The sequence below is a fragment of the Paracoccus aestuariivivens genome (genome assembly GCF_009711225.1).
Lineage (GTDB): Bacteria > Pseudomonadota > Alphaproteobacteria > Rhodobacterales > Rhodobacteraceae > Paracoccus > Paracoccus aestuariivivens.
This window is the reverse complement of sequence record NZ_WMIE01000008.1, coordinates 97,691-119,126: the sequence shown is the minus strand read 5'-3', so window position 1 is coordinate 119,126 and position 21,436 is coordinate 97,691. Positions and strand designations below refer to the sequence as shown.

At 60.8% G+C, this 21,436-nt stretch carries 20 protein-coding genes and 1 tRNA gene; 5 read left to right on the top strand and 16 right to left on the bottom strand.

The window, feature by feature from the left end:
* The first annotated feature begins 54 nt into the window (after positions 1-54).
* Positions 55-807 (top strand): DsbA family protein, encoded by a 753-nt coding sequence (locus tag GL286_RS14080; RefSeq protein ID WP_155096205.1) that lies wholly within the window; start codon positions 55-57, stop codon positions 805-807.
* A gap of 63 nt (positions 808-870) precedes the next feature.
* Here GL286_RS14080 and ispG read toward each other — a convergent pair whose 3' ends face one another.
* The 3 genes from ispG to hemA all read right to left on the bottom strand — a co-directional run bounded on the left by ispG (position 871) and on the right by hemA (position 4,676).
* Positions 871-1,998 carry a flavodoxin-dependent (E)-4-hydroxy-3-methylbut-2-enyl-diphosphate synthase gene (gene ispG / locus GL286_RS14075; RefSeq protein ID WP_155096204.1) on the bottom strand — a complete coding sequence of 376 codons (1,128 nt, stop codon included), beginning with the start codon at positions 1,996-1,998 and terminating at the stop codon, positions 871-873.
* Between the two features lie 107 nt (positions 1,999-2,105).
* Positions 2,106-3,332, bottom strand: coding sequence for a helix-turn-helix domain-containing protein (locus tag GL286_RS14070; RefSeq protein ID WP_155096203.1), 1,227 nt, complete (start codon positions 3,330-3,332; stop codon positions 2,106-2,108).
* Positions 3,333-3,446: 114 nt separating this feature from the next.
* Positions 3,447-4,676 (bottom strand): 5-aminolevulinate synthase, encoded by a 1,230-nt coding sequence (hemA, locus tag GL286_RS14065; protein ID WP_155096202.1) that lies wholly within the window; start codon positions 4,674-4,676, stop codon positions 3,447-3,449.
* Between the two features lie 168 nt (positions 4,677-4,844).
* Here hemA and GL286_RS14060 point away from each other — a divergent pair, with 168 nt between their 5' ends.
* From GL286_RS14060 to GL286_RS14050, 3 genes are all read left to right on the top strand, one after another.
* A complete protein-coding gene (locus GL286_RS14060; protein WP_155096201.1) occupies positions 4,845-6,230 on the top strand; it encodes a dipeptidase in 1,386 nt (461 codons plus the stop codon).
* Positions 6,231-6,403: 173 nt separating this feature from the next.
* Complete coding sequence (locus GL286_RS14055) at positions 6,404-6,712, top strand: hypothetical protein (protein WP_246184955.1); 309 nt, start codon at positions 6,404-6,406, stop codon at positions 6,710-6,712.
* A gap of 165 nt (positions 6,713-6,877) precedes the next feature.
* On the top strand, positions 6,878-7,906 hold the full coding sequence (locus GL286_RS14050; protein WP_155096200.1) for a fatty acid desaturase: 1,029 nt from the start codon (positions 6,878-6,880) through the stop codon (positions 7,904-7,906).
* Between the two features lie 368 nt (positions 7,907-8,274).
* Here the strand turns inward: GL286_RS14050 and GL286_RS14045 are convergent, their stop codons facing one another.
* From GL286_RS14045 to coaBC, 10 genes are all read right to left on the bottom strand, one after another.
* Positions 8,275-8,532: a hypothetical protein gene (locus GL286_RS14045; protein WP_155096199.1), complete on the bottom strand. Its 258-nt coding sequence runs from the start codon at positions 8,530-8,532 to the stop codon at positions 8,275-8,277.
* Between the two features lie 209 nt (positions 8,533-8,741).
* Positions 8,742-8,818, bottom strand: a tRNA-Arg gene (locus GL286_RS14040).
* A gap of 46 nt (positions 8,819-8,864) precedes the next feature.
* A complete protein-coding gene (locus GL286_RS14035) occupies positions 8,865-10,076 on the bottom strand; it encodes a cysteine desulfurase (protein WP_155096198.1) in 1,212 nt (403 codons plus the stop codon).
* Complete coding sequence (locus GL286_RS14030) at positions 10,073-10,660, bottom strand: Yip1 family protein (RefSeq protein WP_155096197.1); 588 nt, start codon at positions 10,658-10,660, stop codon at positions 10,073-10,075. The genes GL286_RS14035 and GL286_RS14030 overlap by 4 nt, the downstream gene beginning before the upstream one ends.
* Positions 10,657-11,145: a hypothetical protein gene (locus tag GL286_RS14025; protein WP_155096196.1), complete on the bottom strand. Its 489-nt coding sequence runs from the start codon at positions 11,143-11,145 to the stop codon at positions 10,657-10,659. The genes GL286_RS14030 and GL286_RS14025 overlap by 4 nt, the downstream gene beginning before the upstream one ends.
* Before the next feature lie 8 nt (positions 11,146-11,153).
* Positions 11,154-12,482, bottom strand: coding sequence for a SufB/SufD family protein (locus GL286_RS14020; protein WP_155096195.1), 1,329 nt, complete (start codon positions 12,480-12,482; stop codon positions 11,154-11,156).
* Positions 12,482-13,237, bottom strand: a complete 756-nt coding sequence (gene sufC / locus GL286_RS14015) for a Fe-S cluster assembly ATPase SufC (RefSeq protein ID WP_155096194.1) — start codon at positions 13,235-13,237, stop codon at positions 12,482-12,484. Before sufC ends, GL286_RS14020 begins: the two co-directional genes overlap by 1 nt.
* A 117-nt stretch (positions 13,238-13,354) precedes the next feature.
* Positions 13,355-14,881: a Fe-S cluster assembly protein SufB gene (sufB, locus tag GL286_RS14010; RefSeq protein WP_155096193.1), complete on the bottom strand. Its 1,527-nt coding sequence runs from the start codon at positions 14,879-14,881 to the stop codon at positions 13,355-13,357.
* A gap of 1 nt (position 14,882) precedes the next feature.
* A complete protein-coding gene (locus GL286_RS14005) occupies positions 14,883-15,953 on the bottom strand; it encodes a cysteine desulfurase family protein (RefSeq protein ID WP_155096192.1) in 1,071 nt (356 codons plus the stop codon).
* Positions 15,950-17,227, bottom strand: coding sequence for a bifunctional phosphopantothenoylcysteine decarboxylase/phosphopantothenate--cysteine ligase CoaBC (gene coaBC / locus GL286_RS14000; protein WP_155096263.1), 1,278 nt, complete (start codon positions 17,225-17,227; stop codon positions 15,950-15,952). The genes GL286_RS14005 and coaBC overlap by 4 nt, the downstream gene beginning before the upstream one ends.
* 274 nt (positions 17,228-17,501) lie before the next feature.
* Between coaBC and GL286_RS13995 the strand changes: the two genes are divergently transcribed.
* A complete protein-coding gene (locus GL286_RS13995) occupies positions 17,502-19,016 on the top strand; it encodes a YifB family Mg chelatase-like AAA ATPase (protein ID WP_155096191.1) in 1,515 nt (504 codons plus the stop codon).
* Here GL286_RS13995 and gshB read toward each other — a convergent pair whose 3' ends face one another.
* The 3 genes from gshB to rsmI form a co-directional block, all read right to left on the bottom strand.
* Complete coding sequence (gshB, locus tag GL286_RS13990; RefSeq protein WP_155096190.1) at positions 19,017-19,967, bottom strand: glutathione synthase; 951 nt, start codon at positions 19,965-19,967, stop codon at positions 19,017-19,019.
* Positions 19,968-20,035: 68 nt separating this feature from the next.
* The gene (locus GL286_RS13985) at positions 20,036-20,428 is read right to left on the bottom strand and encodes a YraN family protein (protein ID WP_155096189.1); all 393 of its coding nucleotides are present in this window, start codon (positions 20,426-20,428) and stop codon (positions 20,036-20,038) included.
* Entirely contained in the window at positions 20,421-21,332 is a 912-nt protein-coding gene (gene rsmI, locus GL286_RS13980) for a 16S rRNA (cytidine(1402)-2'-O)-methyltransferase (RefSeq protein ID WP_155096188.1), read from the bottom strand. The genes GL286_RS13985 and rsmI overlap by 8 nt, the downstream gene beginning before the upstream one ends.
* Between the last annotated feature and the right edge of the window lie 104 nt (positions 21,333-21,436).

The window sequence follows — 21,436 nt, the reverse complement described above, 5'->3', positions numbered from 1 at the left end:
CTTGCAACCCCTGCCCCAAAGAGACAAGCTTTTGCCGAAATGAAAGGACACCGGATGAAAGCCATTCTGACCGCGGCGGCCCTTGCCGCGACCACCCTGCCCGCCTTGGCATTCGACCCCGCCAGCATGACGGAGACCGAAAAAGCAGCCTTCGGCGAAGCGGTGCGCGAATACCTGATGGCGAACCCGAATGTGCTGGTCGAAGCGATCAACGTCCTTGAAGAGCGCCGCGTCGCTGACGAATCCAAGAATGACAAGCTTCTGGTCACGAACAACCGCGAAGCTATCTTCAACGACGGCCATAGCTGGATTGGCGGCAATCCGGATGGCGACATCACGATGGTCGAGTTTGTCGATTACCGCTGCGGCGTCTGCAAAAAAGTCCATCCCGAGCTTGAAGAGCTGATCGCGGCCGATGGCAATATCCGCTGGATCGTCAAGGAATTCCCGATCCTGACACAGGAAAGCGACCTCGCAGCGCGTTTCACCGTGGCCGTGCTGCAAGAGGCCGGAGCCGAGCCATACAAGAAGGCGCATGATGCGCTGATGGAGTCGCGCGGTCCGGTCAATCTGGAAACTCTGGGCAAGCTGGCCGACGAACTGTCTGTCGACCGAACCGCAGTCCTAAACCGGATGAACACCGAAGAAGTCTCGGCCGTTTTGCGCAAGAACCATCAACTGGCCGAGCAGATGCGCATCATGGGCACGCCGACCTTCATTATCGAAGGGGAAATGCTGCGCGGCGTTCCGGCCGATGGCCTCGACGGTGCGATCGCTCGCGCACGGACCGCAAAGAAGCAAGGCTGAGCCGAAATTTTCGTGCCGCGCCTTTTGCGGGCGCGGCACGGATCGTTCCAGTGGTGTGACGTCTTACTCGGCTGCCTGAGCAGCCTCGGCGGCGGCCAGTTCGGCGGCTCGTTTCTCGACCAGCTCGACGATGTGATCGACCATCTGATCGTTCGACATCTTATGGTCCTGTTTTCCGGTCAGATACACCATCCCCGATCCGGCCCCGCCGCCGGTGAAACCGATATCGGTCATCAGAGCCTCGCCGGGGCCATTCACCACGCAACCGATGATCGAAAGGCTCATCGGAGTCTTGATATGCTCGAGCCGCTTTTCGAGAACCTCGACGGTCTTGATGACGTCGAAACCCTGACGGGCGCAGCTGGGGCAGGAAATGATCTGAACGCCGCGCGTACGCAGGCCAAGTGACTTGAGGATCTCGAAGCCGACCTTGACCTCCTCGACCGGGTCCGCCGAAAGGCTGACGCGGATCGTGTCGCCGATCCCCATCCACAGCAGATTGCCAAGTCCGATGGCCGATTTCACCGTACCGGCGACAAGGCCACCTGCTTCGGTGATGCCAAGATGGATCGGGGCATCGGTCGCGTCGGCAAGTTGCTGGTAAGCTGCGGCGGCAAGGAAGACATCCGAGGCCTTTACGCTGATCTTGAATTCGTGGAAATCGTTGTCTTGCAGCAACTTGATGTGATCGAGGCCGGATTCGACCATCGCATCGGGGCACGGCTCTCCGTACTTCTCAAGCAGATGCTTTTCAAGGCTGCCCGCGTTCACGCCGATCCGGATCGAACAACCGTGGTCCCTTGCGGCCTTGATGACCTCACGCACGCGGTTGGCATCACCGATATTGCCGGGATTGATCCGGAGACAGGCAGCACCAGCCTCGGCCGCCTCGATCGCGCGGCGGTAGTGAAAGTGGATATCAGCGACGATGGGAACGGGGCTTTCGCGGCAGATCTCGCGTAGGGCGCGGGTCGAGGATTCGTCGGGTGTCGAGACGCGAACGATATCCGCTCCGACATCGGCGGCACGGATGATCTGGTCAAGCGTGCCGCGGACGTCGCTGGTGTCCGTGTTCGTCATGGTCTGGACACTGATCGGGGCGTCACCACCCACCGGCACGCGCCCGACCATGATCTGGCGGGATTTGCGCCGTTCGATATTGCGCCAAGGACGGATCGGGTTAAGCGACATGGCGAGGGCCTTTTGCAGCGCGAAATCTTGTTGCGTCAGACATAGGCTGATGCGCGCCGGGGAACAACCCGGCGCGTCGGTTTCACGGCAAGCAAATAAGTGTGCGCCTAGTCCTCGACCTCGGCGGTCGAGGCCGTCGGGGCGGCCGAAGCCACCGCGATCATCGAAGCAAGCTCGGGATCCTTGGCAGGGTCGGCCAATGCGAATTTGGCCGTCACCGCCTCAGGAGAAAGTTCGACATTCTTGACGATCTTAGGCCCCGGCGCAGCAGGACCATAGGTTTGACCGTTCACCGCAAAATAGACCGCGCCGGAATTGCCGGTGCGAAGGACGGGTGCGGCTTCCAGCTTGGGCAACGCGAAGCGTTCGCCCGCATCCATGGTTTTTTCCAGCAGCACCGTTCCGTCCGCCGAGGTAACACGCACCCAGGCCGGTCGGGCAGCCAGCAATTCGACGCCCGCGAGATCCGGAGCCACCGTCCGAACCGCCGCCAGTTTTTGCGGCATTTCCGGTCCAAAGACCTGATCCGCCACCGCCGATTGCGCAGGACTGGTCGCAGCGATCCGTGTTTCGGGCTGCATCGCCGGCGATTTCAGCCCCGGATCGATCGCCGAAATCGGACCGTCACGCGCGACCAGAACCGGCACCTCAAGCGCCTGCGGACGGTAAGTACGGTCGATCCCCTCGGGGCGCGGCAGATTCACCTGCGCCGAATCGACGGTTTCAGGCTCGGCCGCGTCTTGCACGGGATCAAGCGAAGCGATGACGCCGGGCGCTTGCTCACCGGGGGTCAGATTGACCTTCTGGACCTCTTGCAGGACCGACCATCCGCCGTAGCCCAGCCCGCAAGCCAGCACCGCCATGACCAGAAACGAGCCGATTGCGCGCGGCTCGATCGAGGACCACATGCTCTCGGGTTTGGGTAGGAAAATCGGATGCGGGTTGGCCAAAGCCTCGGCCGGATCGGAGGGACGGCGCTGGGGTTTGGGTCCGGACGCCGCCGGAGCCATGCCATGCGTCGGCTTGAAGCCCGATTCCTGACAAAAGCGCCGGAAGGTCCAGTCGGAATCCATGCCAAGATAGCGCGCATAAGAGCGCACGTACCCAGCGATAAAGCTGGGTGCGTCAAAAGCCGAGATGTCGCAATTTTCGATTGCGGCAACATAAGATGCCCGGATCCGCAACTCGCGCTGCACGTCCAATAGCGACTTGCCCATCGTGGCGCGTTCGCCCCGCATCAGGTCGCCGAGCCGAATTTCGGCTTCTTCCGAGCCTGGCGGGTTCACCGCCTGTTCATCATGCTGCATTGGGGAACTCCCCCTCAGCCCGATCATTCCGCCGCCCCATTGTTTTTCTTACTGCCCTAGCCTTCCGAATCGGAAGGTTGCCACAGCTTCATTAATAGAAGGTTATCACGGGCGCGAGAGGTTATCACCCCTCAACAACTCTCAGGCAACGTTCGATGAACGGTTGAGCTTGCACTGCGACCACAGCGCATCCATTGCCCGGACAAGAGCATCAATTTCATCCGGCGTGTGAACCGGCGACGGCGTGAAGCGCAAACGCTCGGTTCCGCGCGGCACGGTCGGGAAGTTGATCGGCTGCACATAAATACCGAAATCGGCAAGAAGCATATCGGACAATGCCTTACAGTGAACCGGATGACCGACATGCACCGGAACGATGTGGCTGCCATGATCCATGATCGGCATGCCCAGACCGCGCAGGCGCATCTTGAGAATGCGGGCGTGCAATTGCTGCTTGTCGCGCAGCGCCTGCCCCTCGGCGGTTTTCAGGAGCGCGATCGAGGCAGCCGCCCCCGCAGCCACCGCCGGCGGTATCGAAGTCGTGAAGATGAAGCCGGGTGCGTATGACCGGATCGCATCCACCATCTTCGCGGTTGCGGCGATATAACCGCCGAATACACCGAATGCCTTGCCCAACGTGCCGTTGAAAATATCGATACGGTCGGCCAGATTGTCGCGTTCAGCGACACCACCGCCACGCGGACCGTACATGCCCACGGCATGAACCTCGTCCAGATAGGTCAGCGCATTGAATTCGTCGGCCAGATCGCAGATCGCGGCGATGGGACCGAAATCACCGTCCATCGAGTAAATCGACTCGAACGCGATCAGTTTGGGGGCGTCCGGATCGTCGGCCTCAAGCAATTCACGCAGATGGGCCACGTCATTGTGACGGAAGATGCGCTTAGCGCCGTCGAAACGCTTGATCCCCTCGATCATCGAGGCATGGTTCAACGCATCAGAATAGATGATCAATCCGGGGAACAACTTGCGCAGCGTCGAAAGTGTCGCGTCGTTGGCGATGTAAGCACTTGAGAAGACAAGCGCGGCCTCTTTGCCGTGCAGATCCGCGATCTCGGCCTCAAGGCGCTTGTGGTAAACCGTAGTGCCGGAAATATTGCGCGTCCCGCCCGAGCCTGCGCCGGTCGCGTCCAACGCCTCGTGCATGGCGTTCAGGACTGCGGGATGTTGGCCCATGCCCAGATAGTCATTGCCACACCAAACGGTGATCTGTGTCTCGGTTCCGTCGGGACGGGTCCAGATCGCATGCGGAAACGCGCCCTTACGCCGCTCGATATCAATGAAAGTCCGGTAGCGGCCTTCCTCATGCAGCTTCCCGATTGCCTGATCGAGGGCGGCCGAATAGTCCATCTGCGTCCCTTGCCTTGCTAGAACGTGCTTGCTTGGGAGATCTTTGCATGATCCCGCGGGTGTTGACTTGATACGTGTCAAACCAACGGAAATATAGAGGCAAAATGTCGCATTACGACCATGGGACCACTGGATTTCTCTGAGAAATTCAATCGAGAAAGGCAAAATATGCAGGATAATACAAGAATCGGCGAAGTTCTTTCAACGCTCGACAAAGGTCTGCCACAGGCCTTGCAGCGGCTGTTGGAGTTCCTGCGCATCCCTTCGATCTCGACCGATCCGGCACATAAAGGCGACGTCCGGCGCGCCGCCGAATGGCTGCGCGACGAACTGGCTTCACTCGGGTTCGATGCCTCGGTCCGCGACACGACCGGCCATCCGATGGTCGTCGCGCATTCGCCAAAAGGTGACCGCAGAGCGCTGCTGTTCTACGGCCATTACGATGTCCAGCCGGTCGATCCGCTGAATCTTTGGGACCGCCCGCCATTCGAACCGGAAGTTCAGGACGCGCCCGCGGGCAAGGTCATCCGTGCGCGTGGCGCGGCAGATGACAAAGGGCAGCTGATGACTTTTGTTGAAGCCTTCCGTGCGTGGAAAGAGGTCCATGGCAGCCTGCCCACCGATCTGGTCCTGCTGTTCGAAGGCGAGGAAGAATCCGGCTCGCCCAGCCTTCGCCCCTTCCTGCACGAGAACGCCGACGAGTTGCGCGCAGGAATCGCGATGATCTGCGACACCAGCATGTATGCGGACGGACGCCCCGCCATCACCACGCAATTGCGCGGCTTGTACGGGGACGAGATCATCATTCGCGCCGCCGACCGCGACCTGCATTCGGGCAGCTTCGGAGGGCTGGCCGCAAACCCGATCCAGTTGCTGGTCAACGCGTTGGCAACGGTCAAGGACGCGAAGGGTCGCGTGACGCTGCCCGGTTTTTACGACGGCGTCGAAGATCTGTCCGACGAATTGCGCTCGGATTGGGATGATCTGGGCTTCGATCCCTCGGAATACCTGTCGCGGGTCGGTTTGAGACATCCCGTCGGCGAAACCGGCCGCACCGGACTCGAAATGGTCTGGAACCGGCCGACATTCGAGATCAACGGCATCACCGGCGGCTATACCGGAGACGGCTTCAAGACGGTCCTGCCCGCCGAGGCACGCGCCAAGGTCAGCTTCCGCCTGACCGGAACGCAAGATCCGCAAAAAATCCGCGAGGCCTTCCGCGCGCACATCCGCAACGCCCTGCCCGATGATTGCACGGTTGAATTCGAGGCTCATGGCGCAAGCCCTGCCAGCCGGATGGACATCTCGGACCCTGCCTTCGGCTTGGCCAAAGCAGCATTGTCGGACGAATGGAGCCGCGAGGCCGCCTATATTGGTGCGGGTGGATCAATCCCCATTGCCGGAGACTTCAAGGAAATCCTCGGTATGGATTCGATGTTGATCGGATTTGGACGCGACGACGACCGCATCCACTCTCCGAATGAGAAATACGACCTCGACAGCTTCGCCAAGGGCGCGCGCAGTTGGGCACGTATTCTGGCCGCGCTGACCTGAAGCAAGCGGCAAACGGTGCAAGACCTAGATCAGCGGCCCATTTCGGGCCGCTTTTCGCTGCAATCCCTACGGCTTTTCCCAAATTCCCGCAGGCATCTTGGGCAAACCTACGGATTGGTCACATTTTTTCTTGTGCAAATTATACAAATAACCAACCTGAGGGCATTGCATTCATGAAAGGAATCACCGCGATGAAATATGGTTTCCTCGCTCTGGGACTGCTTTCTTTCTCGGCATGCTCGAACGATCCGGCGGATTACGAAACGCCGGTCGTCACTGTCAAAACCGAGGCGGGTGACGTGACCTGCCAGCTTTATCGCCGTGACATGGTGCTATGGGATCGCGCATTGACCAAACCCGCCACGCTGAGCGACGAGGCCGCCAACGCAGCCTGCCGAAACGAAGGTGGGCGTGAACGAAATGCCGGAACTCCAGCCGAAGGACCGGCGACCGAGACGACCACGACGACAGCGCCGCTGTAACAGACCAAGATCCGGCTTGCGCGGGCTGATCATCTGAGCGTGTCGGTGACATAGATTTGCCGATTATAACGCTCAACTATGCAAAACACCTCTCGCCCCGTATCGCACCCCATCTATCCGTGGTAACGCCCGCTGGTTATCTAGCAGGCGTAAGGGCGCGGATTTATGAACAACTCGGACAGGACCACTCCGCGTCAGGCAAAGGAGTGGGTGCAGATATTGGCAAAGTACCGAGAGCCAAGCACGCGTCGCAGCATAATCGAGTTGGTGGTAACAATCGTCCCCTTCGTTGCACTTTGGGTGCTGGCCTGGGCCTCGCTGGGCATCAGCTATTGGCTGACCTTCGGCATTGCACTGATCAACGGGCTGTTTCTGGTTCGTCTGTTCTGCATCCAGCACGATTGTGGCCATGCCTCGTTTTTCAAGAACCGTAACGTTCAGGACTGGGTCGGCCGCTGCCTTGGAGTGCTGACGCTGACGCCCTATGACGTTTGGAAGCGCACCCATTCGCTGCATCACGCCCAGCACGGCAATCTTGACCAGCGCGGCATCGGCGATGTGATGACCCTGACGGTCGCAGAATATCACGGTCGCAACAGGCTCGGTCGTTTGATGTACCGGCTGTATCGTCATCCCTTTGTGCTGTTTGTACTGGGGCCAGCCTATCTATTCTTGCTGCAAAACCGCCTGCCCATCGGTCTGATGCAATCAGGACGCCAGTTCTGGATTTCTGCGCTTGGCACCAATGTCGTACTGGCGCTGATTCTGGGCCTGATGTTGTGGCTGGCTGGCCCGATGCCGGTTCTGCTGATCTTCCTGCCGACGACGATACTGGCCGGTACGATCGGTGTCTGGCTGTTCTACGTCCAGCACCAGTTCGAGGACACGCATTGGTCCAAGGGTGACGACTGGCAGTTGCACGAGGCTGCCTTGGCCGGTTCGTCGCATTACGTCCTGCCCCAGCCGCTGCGCTGGCTGTCGGCGAATATCGGCATCCACCATGTCCACCACTTGTATAGCCGCATCCCCTTCTACCGCCTGCCCGAGATCCTGCGCGACCATTCAGAACTTGAATCGGCGCAACGACTGACGCTGCTTGAAAGCCTGCGCTCGGTAAACCTGCACCTTTGGGACGAAAAGCTGTGCCGCCTGATGTCGTTCCGCGAGGCCCGTCAGCTATACGGAGCACGGTAACATATCGGGGCGGTGCCAACCACGCCGTCCGTGTGAACAGTAACGACGCTGCATCGACACCCGCATTCCGAATGCTCGATAAAAGCGGGTGTCGATCCTATGCCTAAGAAAAGTCATGAAGAGTACTGATCTGATCGAAGAGGCCATAACAAAGTGGTGGGGCGAGCGTTGCAAAGAACCGATCACTCCGGATCCAAACGACCCAAGCGACCCCGGATGTCCGACCTGCAATGCCTGGGTCCAGTTTGATGCGCTTTGCGAGGCCGCAGGAGGCAGCCTGCCCTCGAATTGTGAATAAAAAGACGAACCTGCCCTATACAAAGATCATGGTAGCTCGCCGTTCAACTCCTCCCTCAAGACGCCGCACGTCAAAGACGGGACATGCCGGCGACAGGTAAGCTCTTGCAGACGATTCCGTTCGCAAAACAGGCTATGCCCCGCACGTCGCCGGTCAGCGATCCGAAATACTTCTCCAGCCGAGCCATCATCAGCGACGTGACGTATCTGCCCATCAGCCTTGGGGGCCAACCAAGCATGTCCCTGTCCTGCCAGACCAGCAATGAACCACGCCGCTTCAGCGCGTCCGCCGTTGGGCCCGGACCAATGGCGCCTTGACGGCGCACCATTTGATTTCCGGTTTGTCGTCCGGTTGCGGGCAGGTGCGGGTTTCGTCATCCCGTGGCGATTAACCTACGGGGTTCATTTGAGAAATCCCGTAGGTCGGCGAATGTTAAGATAACACCTAGGAAATGAGCGTTCTTGTTGCGTGTAACAAATACGATTTCCAATCACCGCAGTAGTGGATCACATAACGATATGATCTTACGAGATTTAGTGGCGCACCCGAGAGGATTCGAACCTCTGGCCTCTGCCTTCGGAGGGCAGCGCTCTATCCAGCTGAGCTACGGGTGCATCGCCCTCGCTGCTTAGCCGCATTCGTGCGGCGCTGCAATGGGTGTCAGGCGAAAAGCTCGCGACAGAATGACAGTCCGTCCACCAAAGCGTCAACTTCGGCGCGGGTATTGTACATTGCGAAGCTGGCACGGGCGGTGGCGTTGACGCCGTAGAACTCCATCAGGGGCATTGCACAATGCGAACCGGCCCGGACGGCAATGCCGCGCTTGTCCAGAATCGTCGAGATGTCATGGGCATGCGCCCCTTCCATCGTCATCGAGAAGATCGCACCCTTGTCTGCCGCGTCGCCCTGCACGTTCAGCCAGTTGAGGCTGCGCAAACGTTCACGGGCATAGTCGCGCAAGACTTTCTCATGCGCAGCGATGTTCCCCATGCCAAGGTCCATCAGGTATTCCAGCGCGGCGCCAAGGCCGATCTGGTTGACGATGCCGGGGGTGCCTGCCTCGAACCGGAGGGGCGGATCGGCATAATCGACGCTATCGCGCGTGACAGTGCGGATCATGTCGCCGCCACCCATGAAGGGGCGCATCTCGGCCTGACGCGCGCGGCTGATCCAGATCGCCCCCGAACCCGAGGGGCCGTAAAGCTTATGACCGGTGATGCAGTAGAAATCGACACCAAGGCTGGCCACATCGACCGGCATATGGACCGAGGCCTGACTTCCATCGACCAGCACCGGCACATCGGTCCCGCGCGCAATCGCGGCCACATCGACCACGGTGCCGGTCACGTTCGACATATGGGTGACGGCGACCAGCTTGGTCTTGGGACCGACGGCGGCCAGCACCTTTTCGGGCGGCAGTGAGCCATCGGCTTCAGGCTCGACCCATTTCAGCACAACGCCCTGACGCTCGCGCAGGAAATGCCACGGCACGATATTGGCGTGATGCTCCAGCACCGAGACAATGATCTCGTCGCCAGCCTGCAGACGCGGCGCGGCCCAACCATAGGAGACAAGGTTGATCCCTTCGGTCGCGCCCGAGGTGAAGATCACCTCGTCTTCATGCGGAGCATGCAGGAAGCGCGCGATGATCGAGCGCACGCGTTCGTAATTCTCGGTCGCGAGGTTCGACAGGAAATGCAGCCCGCGATGGACATTGGCATATTCGTCGGAATAGGCGCGGGTTATGGCCTCGATGACCTGTCGGGGCTTCTGGGCCGAAGCGCCATTGTCCAGATAGACCAGCGGGCGGCCGTTCACCTGCCGCCCGAGGATCGGGAAATCGGCGCGGATTTTTTCAACATCGAAGCTCATGGCGCAACCTCCGGAAGGATGCCAAATGCGGCGGCGATCACCGACAGAACGGTCGCCACCAGAAAGACCCCGCCGATCAGCCCCAACGCCACCTTGGGCGTGCTGGTGAAGCCGTGCAGGGCCTTGGTCATTGCGATAGTCAGATAGATCGACAGGCCGAAAGCGACCAGCGACATCAACGTGGCGGTCGGCGGCACCAGCAGCATGAGAACCACTTGCATGGCTTGCAGACCGACAAGGATCAACTCGACCCAAGCGATGAGCAAAAGCGCGTCTTCGAACTCACCCTGACCGCCAAAGGCGCGGCCAATCACGGTCACCGCACCCGCCGAAATGGTCATCGCCGCGAATTGCAGGCCAGCCAAGGTCACAGGCGACGACAGAATCGCCGACAAAGCGTCATCCGCAGGAACGGGGAACATGACGCGGGCGAGTCCGGCCAGCAGGCTCGACAACGTCGCCGCCAGCATCAGCACCATCCATCGCTCACCCGAAGTCAGTTCCAATCCGCGCAAGACCTCGACGGCATGGGCGGGGTTCCTGAGCGTCAGGACCATCAGATCGCCAAGATCGGTGAATTTCATCTTGTCCTCGTCAAAGCGCTTATTCCGGCGCCCCATATCACGAGAAAACCAAGGCCCGCCAGCACTCGCGTCAGCATCAAGGCCGTACCCGGCCCGATCAGTCCCGCCACCAACCCCGAAAGCAGCATCGCGGGAGAAACCGCCAACAGCGCCCAGAACAGCGCAAGGCGGGATTGTTGGCCATCAAGCCCCCACGGTGTCAACCGCGACAGGCCCTGAACCAGCGCCGCCAACGCATAGGCCAGCAGCGGCAGCATGAACATCACTGCCAGAAGCGCCCCGCCCATCCGCGCCTGCAACGGAACCGAGGGGTCAAGCTGCGCATCCCGCGCGTGTTGCGGTGCCTGCGCGATCCAAAAGACCAGCATAGCAGTCATCAGGATCGCGATCAGCGCCCGGTCGGGCAGACCGCGCAAGGTGTTGACCACCCTGCCCGGCGCCCACCAGCTTTCGATGATCCGCGGCAGGATTCCTTCGCGGGTCATCGTCTGTCTCAGGCCGAAGCGCGGCTGGTCAGCCACTCGTCCAGACGGGTCAGGATATCGCCGCGCAGGCGGTCATCCTCGATTTCCTCAAGCGCATCGGCGAGGAAGGACAGGACCAGCAGAACCACCGCCTGTTCCTTCGGCACGCCGCGCGAGCGCAGGTAGAACATCGCGGTTTCGTCCAGCGCGCCGGTCGTGGAACCATGCGAGCATTTCACGTCATCGGCATAGATTTCCAGCTCGGGCTTGGCGAGGAACTGGCTGCCCTCATCCAGCAGAAGCCCTTGGCTGATCTGGTAGCCATCGGTTTTTTGCGCGCCGGGCTTCACTAGGATCTTGCCTTGGAAGATGCCGTCCGCGCCGTTCTTCAGCACCTTCTTGAACACCTGACGGCTTTCGCAACGCTCGGCGGCATGGGTGATGAAGACGGTGTCGTCGTGATGGAAGCGGCCTTCGGTGCCGTCGCCCAGAACGGCGGCGGCGATATGGGCCACGGCGTCATCGCCAAGGATCTCGATCACGCCTTCATTGCGCATCATGCTGCCATTGACGGACAGCGTGAAGGATTTGAACAGCGCGCCTTCGCCCACACGGGCGAAGATATGCGCGATACCGATCTTGGCGTCATCCGCGCGTTTGGAAGCGATGTGATGGAAGCGGGCTTCCTTATTCACCTCGACCTCGATCGCGACATTCGAGCGTGCGGCAATGCCACCGGTTTCCAGCAGCGTCAGTTCCGAACCTTCTTCAAGGCGGATGACGTGGCGGATGATGACATCGGCATCCTCGGCCTCGCGGCGATACAGGATATGAACCGGACGCGAGACCTTGCCGGTCACGCGGATCAGCACGCCATCGTTGGCGGCCAGCGTGTTCAGCACGGCGAAGGGACGCTTCACCGGGTTCTGACCCGCCGTTTCCAGCTTGCCGTACAGATCCGAGGCCCAGTGATCGCCCGATGCATCGGCAGCGGCCAGCGTCGAGACCTCAAGCCCCTCGCCTTCCAGCGCGTCCGAAGCAGCCGCGTCAAAACGGCCATCGACGAAGACCAGCTTCAGCTGCTCGATATCATCAAACAGCGTCGATTGGCGCGAGGTGAAGGCCAGCGGCTGCGCCACCGGGTCATTGAAAGCCGCCGGATCAGTATAGCGCCAGTATTCGTCGCGCTTGCCGGGCAGGCCCATCGCGTTCAGGCGTGCTGCCGCGTCAGTACGGGCCGCAGCGGTGAAGCCGCCTTTCGGCAGGTCGAGTTCCGCCAGACGGGCCTCGAGCGCCGTCCCGGCGGGACGGGCTTTGGCCGCGGGCGTCTGGGCGGCAAGAATAGCCGTATCCGCCATCAGCCAACCTCCGCCAGCAGGTCGCCATAGCCGTTCTTTTCGACTTCCAGCGCCAGTTCCGGGCCGCCGGTCTTGATGATGCGACCGTTCGACATGATGTGGACGACATCCGGTTTGATATGGTTCAGCAGGCGCTGGTAGTGGGTGATGACAAGGAAGCTGCGCTCGGGCGAACGCAGCGCGTTCACGCCTTCGGCCACCAGACGCATTGCATCGACGTCCAGACCCGAGTCCGTTTCGTCAAGGATGCACATCTTGGGTTCCAGCATCGCCATTTGCAGGATCTCGTTGCGCTTCTTTTCGCCGCCCGAGAAGCCGACATTGACCGGACGCTTCAGCATCTCGGCGTCGATCTGCAGGGCTTTGGCCTTTTCACGCACGACTTTCAGGAACTCGCCCGAGGACAGTTCTTCCTCGCCACGCGCCTTGCGCTGTGCGTTCACCGCGGTGCGCAGGAAGGTCAGGTTGCCGACGCCGGGGATCTCGACCGGGTATTGGAAAGCAAGGAACAGGCCCGCCGCGGCGCGCTCTTCCGGCTCCATGTCCAGCAGGTCGTGATCGTAAAGCGATGCCTCGCCCTCGGTCACTTCATAGCCGTCGCGGCCCGAAAGGACATAGGACAGCGTCGATTTTCCCGAGCCGTTCGGCCCCATGATCGCATGGACCTCGCCCGCCGGGACGGTCAGATCGACACCCTTGAGGATCTGCTTGTCCTCGTCCTCAAGTTTGACGTGCAGGTTCTTGATGTTCAGCATTATTCTTACCTCAGTCGATGGTGTGGCGGTGCCGGGCCCCGACACCATCAAAATGAATTTCCAGAACGGCCTTGCCGTCCTGCGAGTTGCCGCGTCCCTTGGGGACGCGGCACGGGATCACCCCACGGAACCTTCCAGCGAGATCGCGACCAGCGATTGCGCTTCCATGGCGAATTCCATCGGAAGCGCCTGAAGGACCTCGCGGCAGAAACCGTTCACGACCAGTGCGACGGCCTCTTCCTCGTCCATGCCACGGGCGCGGCAATAGAACAGCTGGTCATCATCGACCTTGCTGGTCGTCGCCTCGTGCTCGACGCGGGACGAGGTGTTCTTGACCTCGATATAGGGCACGGTATGCGCGCCGCATTGATCGCCGATCAGCAGGCTGTCGCATTGCGTGTAGTTGCGGCTGTTGGTGGCCTTGGGGTGCATGGACACGAGACCGCGATAGGTGTTCTGCGCCTTACCGGCAGAAATCCCTTTGGAAACAATGCGCGAGCGGGTGTTCTTGCCAAGATGGATCATCTTGGTCCCGGTATCGGCCTGCTGCATATTGTTGGCGATGGCGATCGAGTAGAACTCGCCTTGGCTTTCCTCGCCGCGCAGGATGCAGGACGGGTATTTCCAAGTGATCGCCGAGCCGGTCTCGACCTGCGTCCACATGACCTTCGCCCGCGCCTCGCGGCAATCCGCGCGCTTGGTGACGAAGTTGTAGATGCCGCCCTTGCCTTCCTCGTCGCCGGGGAACCAGTTCTGGACGGTCGAGTATTTCACCTCGGCGTCTTCCAGAATGACGATTTCAACTACAGCGGCATGCAATTGGGCCACGTCACGCTTGGGCGCGGTGCAGCCTTCGAGGTAGCTGACGTAGCTGCCTTTGTCGGCGATGATCAGCGTGCGCTCGAACTGGCCGGTGTTCTCCGCGTTGATGCGGAAATAGGTCGACAGTTCCATCGGGCAGCGCGTACCCGGCGGGATGTAGACGAAGGAACCATCCGAGAAGACCGCCGAGTTCAGCGTCGCGAAGAAGTTGTCCGATTGCGGCACGACCGAGCCAAGGTATTTCTTGACCAGTTCGGGATGCTCGCGGATGGCTTCCGAGATCGAGCAGAAGATGACGCCAGCTTTCGCCAGTTCATCCTTGAAGGTAGTGCCGACCGAGACCGAGTCGAAGACCGCATCCACGGCGACCTTGCGGGCCTCGGCCGGGGTTTCGTCCGCGCCTTCGACGCCAGCCAGTAGCATCTGCTCTTTCAGCGGAATGCCCAGCTTTTCGTAAGTCGCCAGCAGCTTGGGATCGACCTCGTCCAAGGACTTCGGCTTCACTTCCATGCTTTTCGGGCGGGCGTAGTAATACTGGTCCTGATAATCGATCTCAGGATAGTTCAGCATCGCCCATTTGGGTTCCGTCATGGTCTGCCAGCGGCGGAAAGCCTGTAGGCGCCATTCGGTCATCCATTCCGGCTCTTCGTTCTTGGCCGAGATCAGTCGGACGATATCCTCGTTCACGCCTTTCGGCGCGTATTCCATCTCGATCTCGGTGTCCCAGCCGTATTTGTAGGACCCCATGTTCTGGACGGTCTCGACGGTCTCGCGGTCTACGCCTTCGCGCACCTCGATTTCGTCGCTGATCTCAACAGCCATCTCAAACCCTTCCTGCGGTCGCCCGCGATTCATTCCTTTGCCGCCAGCGCTCATATGCCGCCAGCCAGGCTTCTGCAAAACGCATGACGTCCCGATCATCCGTCGTCGGACCGATCGAGACGCGGATTGCATCGCCCGCCCATTCCGTCGCGATCCCCATGGCCGTCAGCACTGAACTGGGCCGCACCTTGCCCGAGGAACAGGCCGAACCCGCCGAAACGGCAAAACCGGCAAGATCCATCTGCATCACCTGCGTCTCTCCGCGCCAGCCGGGCGTCAGGATCGACAATGTGTTTGGAAGGCGACGGGATTCGCGTCCCGGGAATGTAACCATTTTTGCGCCAGATTCCAGTGCGGCCATCAGCGAATCGCGGATGCCCGAAATTTTTTCTCCGATACCTTGATCCAGATCATGTTGTGCCGCTTTTGCGGCAGCCGCGAATCCCATGATGCCGATCAGGTTTTCGGTGCCAGCACGGCGGCCTTGCTCTTGCCCGCCGCCTTTCAGTTTGGCCTGAATGTCAGTGCCGCGCTTGACGATCAAAGCACCGATTCCACGTGGGCCGCCCAGCTTATGCGCGCTGACGATCCCCGCCTCGATCCCCAGCCAATTGAAGGCGAATGGGATCTTGCCAAAGGCCTGAGTCAGGTCGCTGACCGCCAGTCCCTGCGGCAGGTCCTGAATGACGCCGGTTTCGGGGTTCGCAAGTTGTAGCGCCGAGCGCGCCGGATCGGTCACGGTCACCTTGCCGTCATGGCCTACCGCCAGTTCCGATTTGCACCAAGCCAGAACGGCAGCATGTTCGACACCTGCACAGGCCAGTCCCCGCCCCTCCATCACCAACGCCGCGGATTCCGTCGCCCCCGAGGTAAAGATCACATCCGCCCCTTCGGCCCCCAAAGCCGAAGCGACATCCTCGCGCGCCTTTTCAAGTGCGGATTTCGCCGCGCGCCCCTCGGCATGAACCGAGGAAGGGTTGCCCACGATATTCGTCGCATCCAGCATCGCATCGCGCGCTTCTGGGCGCAGCGGAGCGGTTGCGTTCCAGTCCAGATATACTCGTTGTGTCATGCGTCCACCTCTGCACCGAACAGGACCGGCCCGATCAATGCGTCCGCGATGCGCTCGGCCAGACGCCGCGCCACATCAGCCTTGGCCATACGCGGCCACTCATCCGCGCCACTGTCAGAAATCAGCGTCACGGCGTTTTCGGTTCCCCCCATGATGCCGGTCGCCGGGCTGACATCATTGGCGACGATCCAATCCGCCCCCTTGCGAAGGCGTTTTGCCGTCGCATGGGCAATCACGTCATTCGTTTCCGCAGCGAAGCCCACGACAAGTTCCGGTCGGCCGCATTCAAGCTGGCTGATCCATGCCAGAATATCGGGATTCTCTGCGAATTCCAAAGTCGGAGCCTGCCCCGCCGCGTTTTTCTTGATCTTGCTGCCCTGCGCGTTCAGCACATGCCAATCCGCAACCGCTGCCGCCATGACCGCAGAATCCGCAGGCAAAGCAGCCTCGACAGCCGCACGCATTTCCTTTGCGGTTTCGACCCGGATCACATCGACCCCGTCAGGGGGAGGGATTTCCGCCGGACCGGTTACAAAACTGACCCGCGCCCCCATATCACGCAGCGCCTTTGCGATTGCCGTGCCCTGCGCCCCACTGGAACGGTTCGCGATGTAACGCACCGGATCGATCGGCTCATGCGTCGGCCCCGAGGTCACGATGATATGCTTGCCCGCCAAACGGTGATCTTCGGGCGAAGGGACGACTGCCTCAAGCGGCAAGCGCAGCGGCCTTTCCCGCCCCAGCATCCGCCGGATGGCGTCCATGATCACCTCGGGTTCGGCCATCCGGCCGGGGCCGTATTCGCCGCAGGCCATATCGCCTTCGTCCGGCCCGACGAAATGGATGCCGTCCTGTTGTAGCAGGTCGCGGTTCCGCTGCGTCGCCGGATGCAGCCACATCCGTACATTCATCGCCGGAGCGATCAGGACCGGCTTGTCCGTCGCCAACAGCAATGTCGAGGCCAGATCGTTTGCCATTCCGCCAGCCATCCGCGCTATCAGATCGGCCGTTGCAGGTGCAACCACGACCAGATCGGCGTTTCGCGACAGTTGGATATGTCCCATTTGGGATTCGCGGGTCAGGTCGAACAACTCGGTGTGACACGGAGCCTCGGCCAGACTGGACAGGGTCAATGGCGTCACGAATTGCGCTCCGGCGCTGGTCAGCACTGGTTCGACCGCGATACCCTCGCGCCGCAACAAGCGGATCAACTCGGGTATCTTGAAGGCGGCGATCCCGCCCGCGACGATCAGCAAGACGCGGCTGTCCGGCATGTGGCACCCCTGTGGTTTGGCATTGCCCTGCACATAGGCCGAATGCGCCTGTGCGGCAAGGAATTGCACCCATTGACGTTCCATCAAACGATGGCGCGGCCCAAAAATTCGAAAGCGATCCGTCAGTGTCTCAGCCCTCTGGTCAGCGCGTCTGGACCAAACCTGACAAACCACAGGTCTCGCCTGCACAAACCAAACGCCGACCCGATGGCATTAACCTTCCGTTAAATCCGCCGGACTACATCTTGCGAACGTGTCCGATGCCGGAGAAATCATGGCGGCAATCGCCTATACTGTGGCCTTCGAAGGGGTCGAAGCCCGTTTGGTCGAGGTGCAATGCTCGGTTTCGCCCGGATTGCCCGGATTCGGTATCGTTGGACTGCCCGACAAATCTGTCAGCGAAGCCCGAGAGCGTGTCCGCGCCGCCTTCGCTGCCATGTCGATTGCCCTACCCTCGCGTCGGCTGACCGTGAACATGTCCCCCGCTTCGCTTCCGAAAGAAGGCTCGCATTTCGACCTGCCCATCGCGCTGGCGATACTGGCTGCGCTCGAAATCATCCCCATCGAGGCGCTCGGCGACACTTTGTCGCTGGGTGAGCTGGCGCTGGACGGGCGTCTTTCTCCGGTTGCCGGTGCGCTGCCGGCGGCAATGGCCGCCGCTGAGCACGAACGCGCATTGATAGTTCCCCACGCCTGTGGCCCCGAAGCCGCATGGGTCGGGGCGGTTCCGGTGTTCGCTCCGCGCAGCCTGCGCGAGGCCGTCGATCACCTGAACGAACGCAGCCCGCTGCCCCGTGCCACTCCGGGAGAGGCACACGATCGCGACATTTTCGACGATCTCTCCGAGGTGAAAGGGCAAGAGCGGGCGCGACGTGCCGTCGAAATCGCCGCTGCTGGCCGTCATCACCTGCTGATGGTCGGGCCTCCGGGCGCGACGAAAACCATGTTGGCCCGTAGGATACCCGGCATCCTGCCGGACCTGACGCCACAAGAGGCGCTGGAAACCTCGGTCATCCACTCTGTCGCGGGGCTGCTGAAGAATGGCGGAATTTCGCGCGAAGCTCCGTTCTGCCAGCCTCACCACTCCGCGTCGATGGCAGCTATCGTCGGCGGAGGACGACAGGCCGGACCGGGACAGGTCAGCCTCGCCCATAATGGCGTCCTGTTCATGGACGAACTGCCCGAGTTCGAGCGGCGGGTCATCGACGCGCTGCGCGAACCGATCGAAACCGGAGAAATCCATGTCGCGCGCGCAAATGCCCATGTGCGCTATCCTGCCCGTTTTCTGCTTGTTGCGGCGGCCAATCCATGTCGCTGCGGCAATCTGGCCGACGCGGCGCAGGCGTGTTCGCGCGCGCCGGTGTGTGGCAGCGATTATCTGGGCCGGATTTCAGGACCGATGATGGATCGTTTCGACATGCGGATGGAGGTGCCGCAAGTCTCGCTAGAGGAAATCCAGATGCCCGGTCGCGGAGAAAGCACCGCCTGCGTCGCAAAACGTGTCGCTGCCGCGCGGGAACTGCAATCGCATCGGTTTGCCGAACACCCGCATGCCCGCGTCAATGCGGATGCGAGCGGCGCGGATCTCGAGAAAATCGCGCCGCTCGACGCGGATTGCCGTGAATTGCTGACACGCGCCGCCGCACGATTCGGGATGACGCCGCGCGGCTATCACCGCATTCTGCGCGTCGCTCGAACCATCGCGGATCTAGATGCCTCGCCCGAGGTGAAACAGCCTCATCTGGCCGAGGCATTGTCGTTCCGCCTTGTCTTCGGCAATCCCGACTGATCAGCCCCGCTCGGCCAGACGGCGCTCGATCGCATCCCAGATCAGGGCTGCCGCATTAATGCCGTCAAAGCGTTCGAGTTCCTGAATGCCCGTCGGAGAAGTGACGTTGATCTCGGTCAGCCAACCATCGATCACGTCGATACCGGTAAAGATCAGCCCTTTTTCGCGCAGGACCGGACCGATGATGGCGCAGATCTCATGTTCGCGCTCTGTCAGGCCGATTTTTTCCGGACGGCCCCCGACATGCATGTTCGAGCGCGCTTCGCCTTCGGCGGGCACACGGTTGATCGCACCGACCGGTTCGCCATCGACCAGAATGATCCGCTTGTCGCCCTTGACGACGGCTGGCAGGAACTTCTGCACGATGATCGGTTCGCGGTTGATACCTGCGAATGTCTCGAACAGCGAGGAAAGGTTGGGGTCATTGGGCCGGAGGTGGAAAATCCCTGCCCCGCCATTTCCGTAAAGAGGCTTGACGATAATATCGCCATGCTTGGCGCGGAACGCCCGCATCTGATCAAGATCGCGAGTGATCAGGGTCGGCGGCGTAAGGTCCGGAAAATCCAGCACAAGCAGTTTCTCGGGGCAGTTCCGGACCCAGAACGGATCATTCACCACCATCGGATTGGGATGGACCCGCTCAAGCAGATGGGTGTTGGTAATGTAACCCATGTCGAAGGGCGGGTCTTGCCGCAACCAGACCACGTCGAAATCGGTCAACTCGACCTCGGCCCAGTCACCGAATGTAACGTGGTTGCCTTCCTCGCGGCGAAGGGTGACGGGACGGCCCTTGGCGATGATCTTGCCTTCGACATAGCTCAGCCGGTCGGCAGTATACTGGAACAGCCTGTGCCCACGCGCTTCGGCCTCAAGCCCCAACCGGAAGGAACTGTCCGCATTGATCGAGACATTCTCGATCGGGTCCATCTGGAGGGCAACGTAAAGGGTCATGCTTTCTGCTCCGGCTCAGTTCAGCGCGAGTTGTCGCCTGATGCCGCCAGCTTTGCAAGCGTTCGCCCTCAGGTCAGGCCAAAGGCATTCTCGATAATCCGGACCCGCCCGATCTGGTCAACCGATGCGGCGTCGAAACGCATCGGTGTAAGCGTACCACTGGCTAGCCCCGCGCAAAACTCGGCAGCCGCAGACAGAATACGCTCGACCTGACGGTATTCTATCCGCTCGACGGCAACCGAATGCTGCGCCGATTTCTTGACCTCGACGAAAACATATTCATCGCCGCAACGCAGGATCAAATCGATTTCTCCAGATTTTCCCCGCCAACGCGTCTCGACAAGGGCGTAGCCGCGATCAAGGTAATCCCGACAAACCGCATCCTCTGCCATGCAGCCACTGGCGTGGGCGATCTGACCTTTTGCCTGTCGCGACGGCGATACAACGCGCGCTTTATCCATCCGCCTCCCGCTTCATTTCCAGTGCCAGTGCATAGACTTCGCGCCTTGGCTGACCAAAGCGCGCCGCGACCTGACCGGCAGCTTCCTTGACCGGCATATTGCCCAGCAACCCTGCGAGCGCAGAACGCAAGTCCGTTTCCTCGACCGGTTTTTCTTCAGGATGGCCGAACAGAACCACGACTTCACCCCGAAGCCCTTCTTCAGGGATACGTTCAAGCAATTCCGCCGCCATTCCGCGCATCACTTCCTCGAATTTCTTGGTCAACTCCCGGCAAATGACGGTATCCCGATTCGGCTCAACCTCGCAAATATTCTCCAATAATTGCTTAACCCGACGCGGGCTTTCGAAGGCGATGACCGTGGCCTCGACCGAGATCCAGCTTTCGACCCATTTCTTGCGTGCCGCTGCGGTCGAGGGGGGAAACCCGACGAACAGGAAGCGATCGCTGGGCAGACCCGATACCGAAAGCGCGGCCAGTGCCGCAGACGGACCGGGAAGCGCCCGAACGATAAACCCCGCTTCGGCCACGTCGCGCGCCAGCCGGTAGCCCGGATCAGCCACCAGCGGAGTCCCCGCATCCGACGAATATGCGACAACCTGTCCGGCCTCCAGCGCCTGCATGATTGCCGGACGTGCCCGATCCGCATTGTGGTCGTGATACGAGATCATGCGCCGCCCCCTGACCGCGACCCCATGGATGTCCAGAAGATGGCGCAGATTGCGGGTATCCTCGGCCGCCAGCACATCGGCAGTGTTCAACACATCCAGCGCACGCAGGGTTATATCGCGTGCCGAACCGATCGGCGTTGCCACCAGATACAGCCCCGCCTCGGGCGGCTTGTCCGAGATGCTCAGCGAAATCGCCCGAGGAGCAGCTCCCGTTCCATGTCCGCTTTCGCTCATCCGATCAGCCCTTTCCGATTGCCAGCTGCGCCACTCCGGCACGTTGCCAAGCCCCCGATATGACAATAACCTGCCAAGGTTAACACCCCCAGCCCGCAGCAACA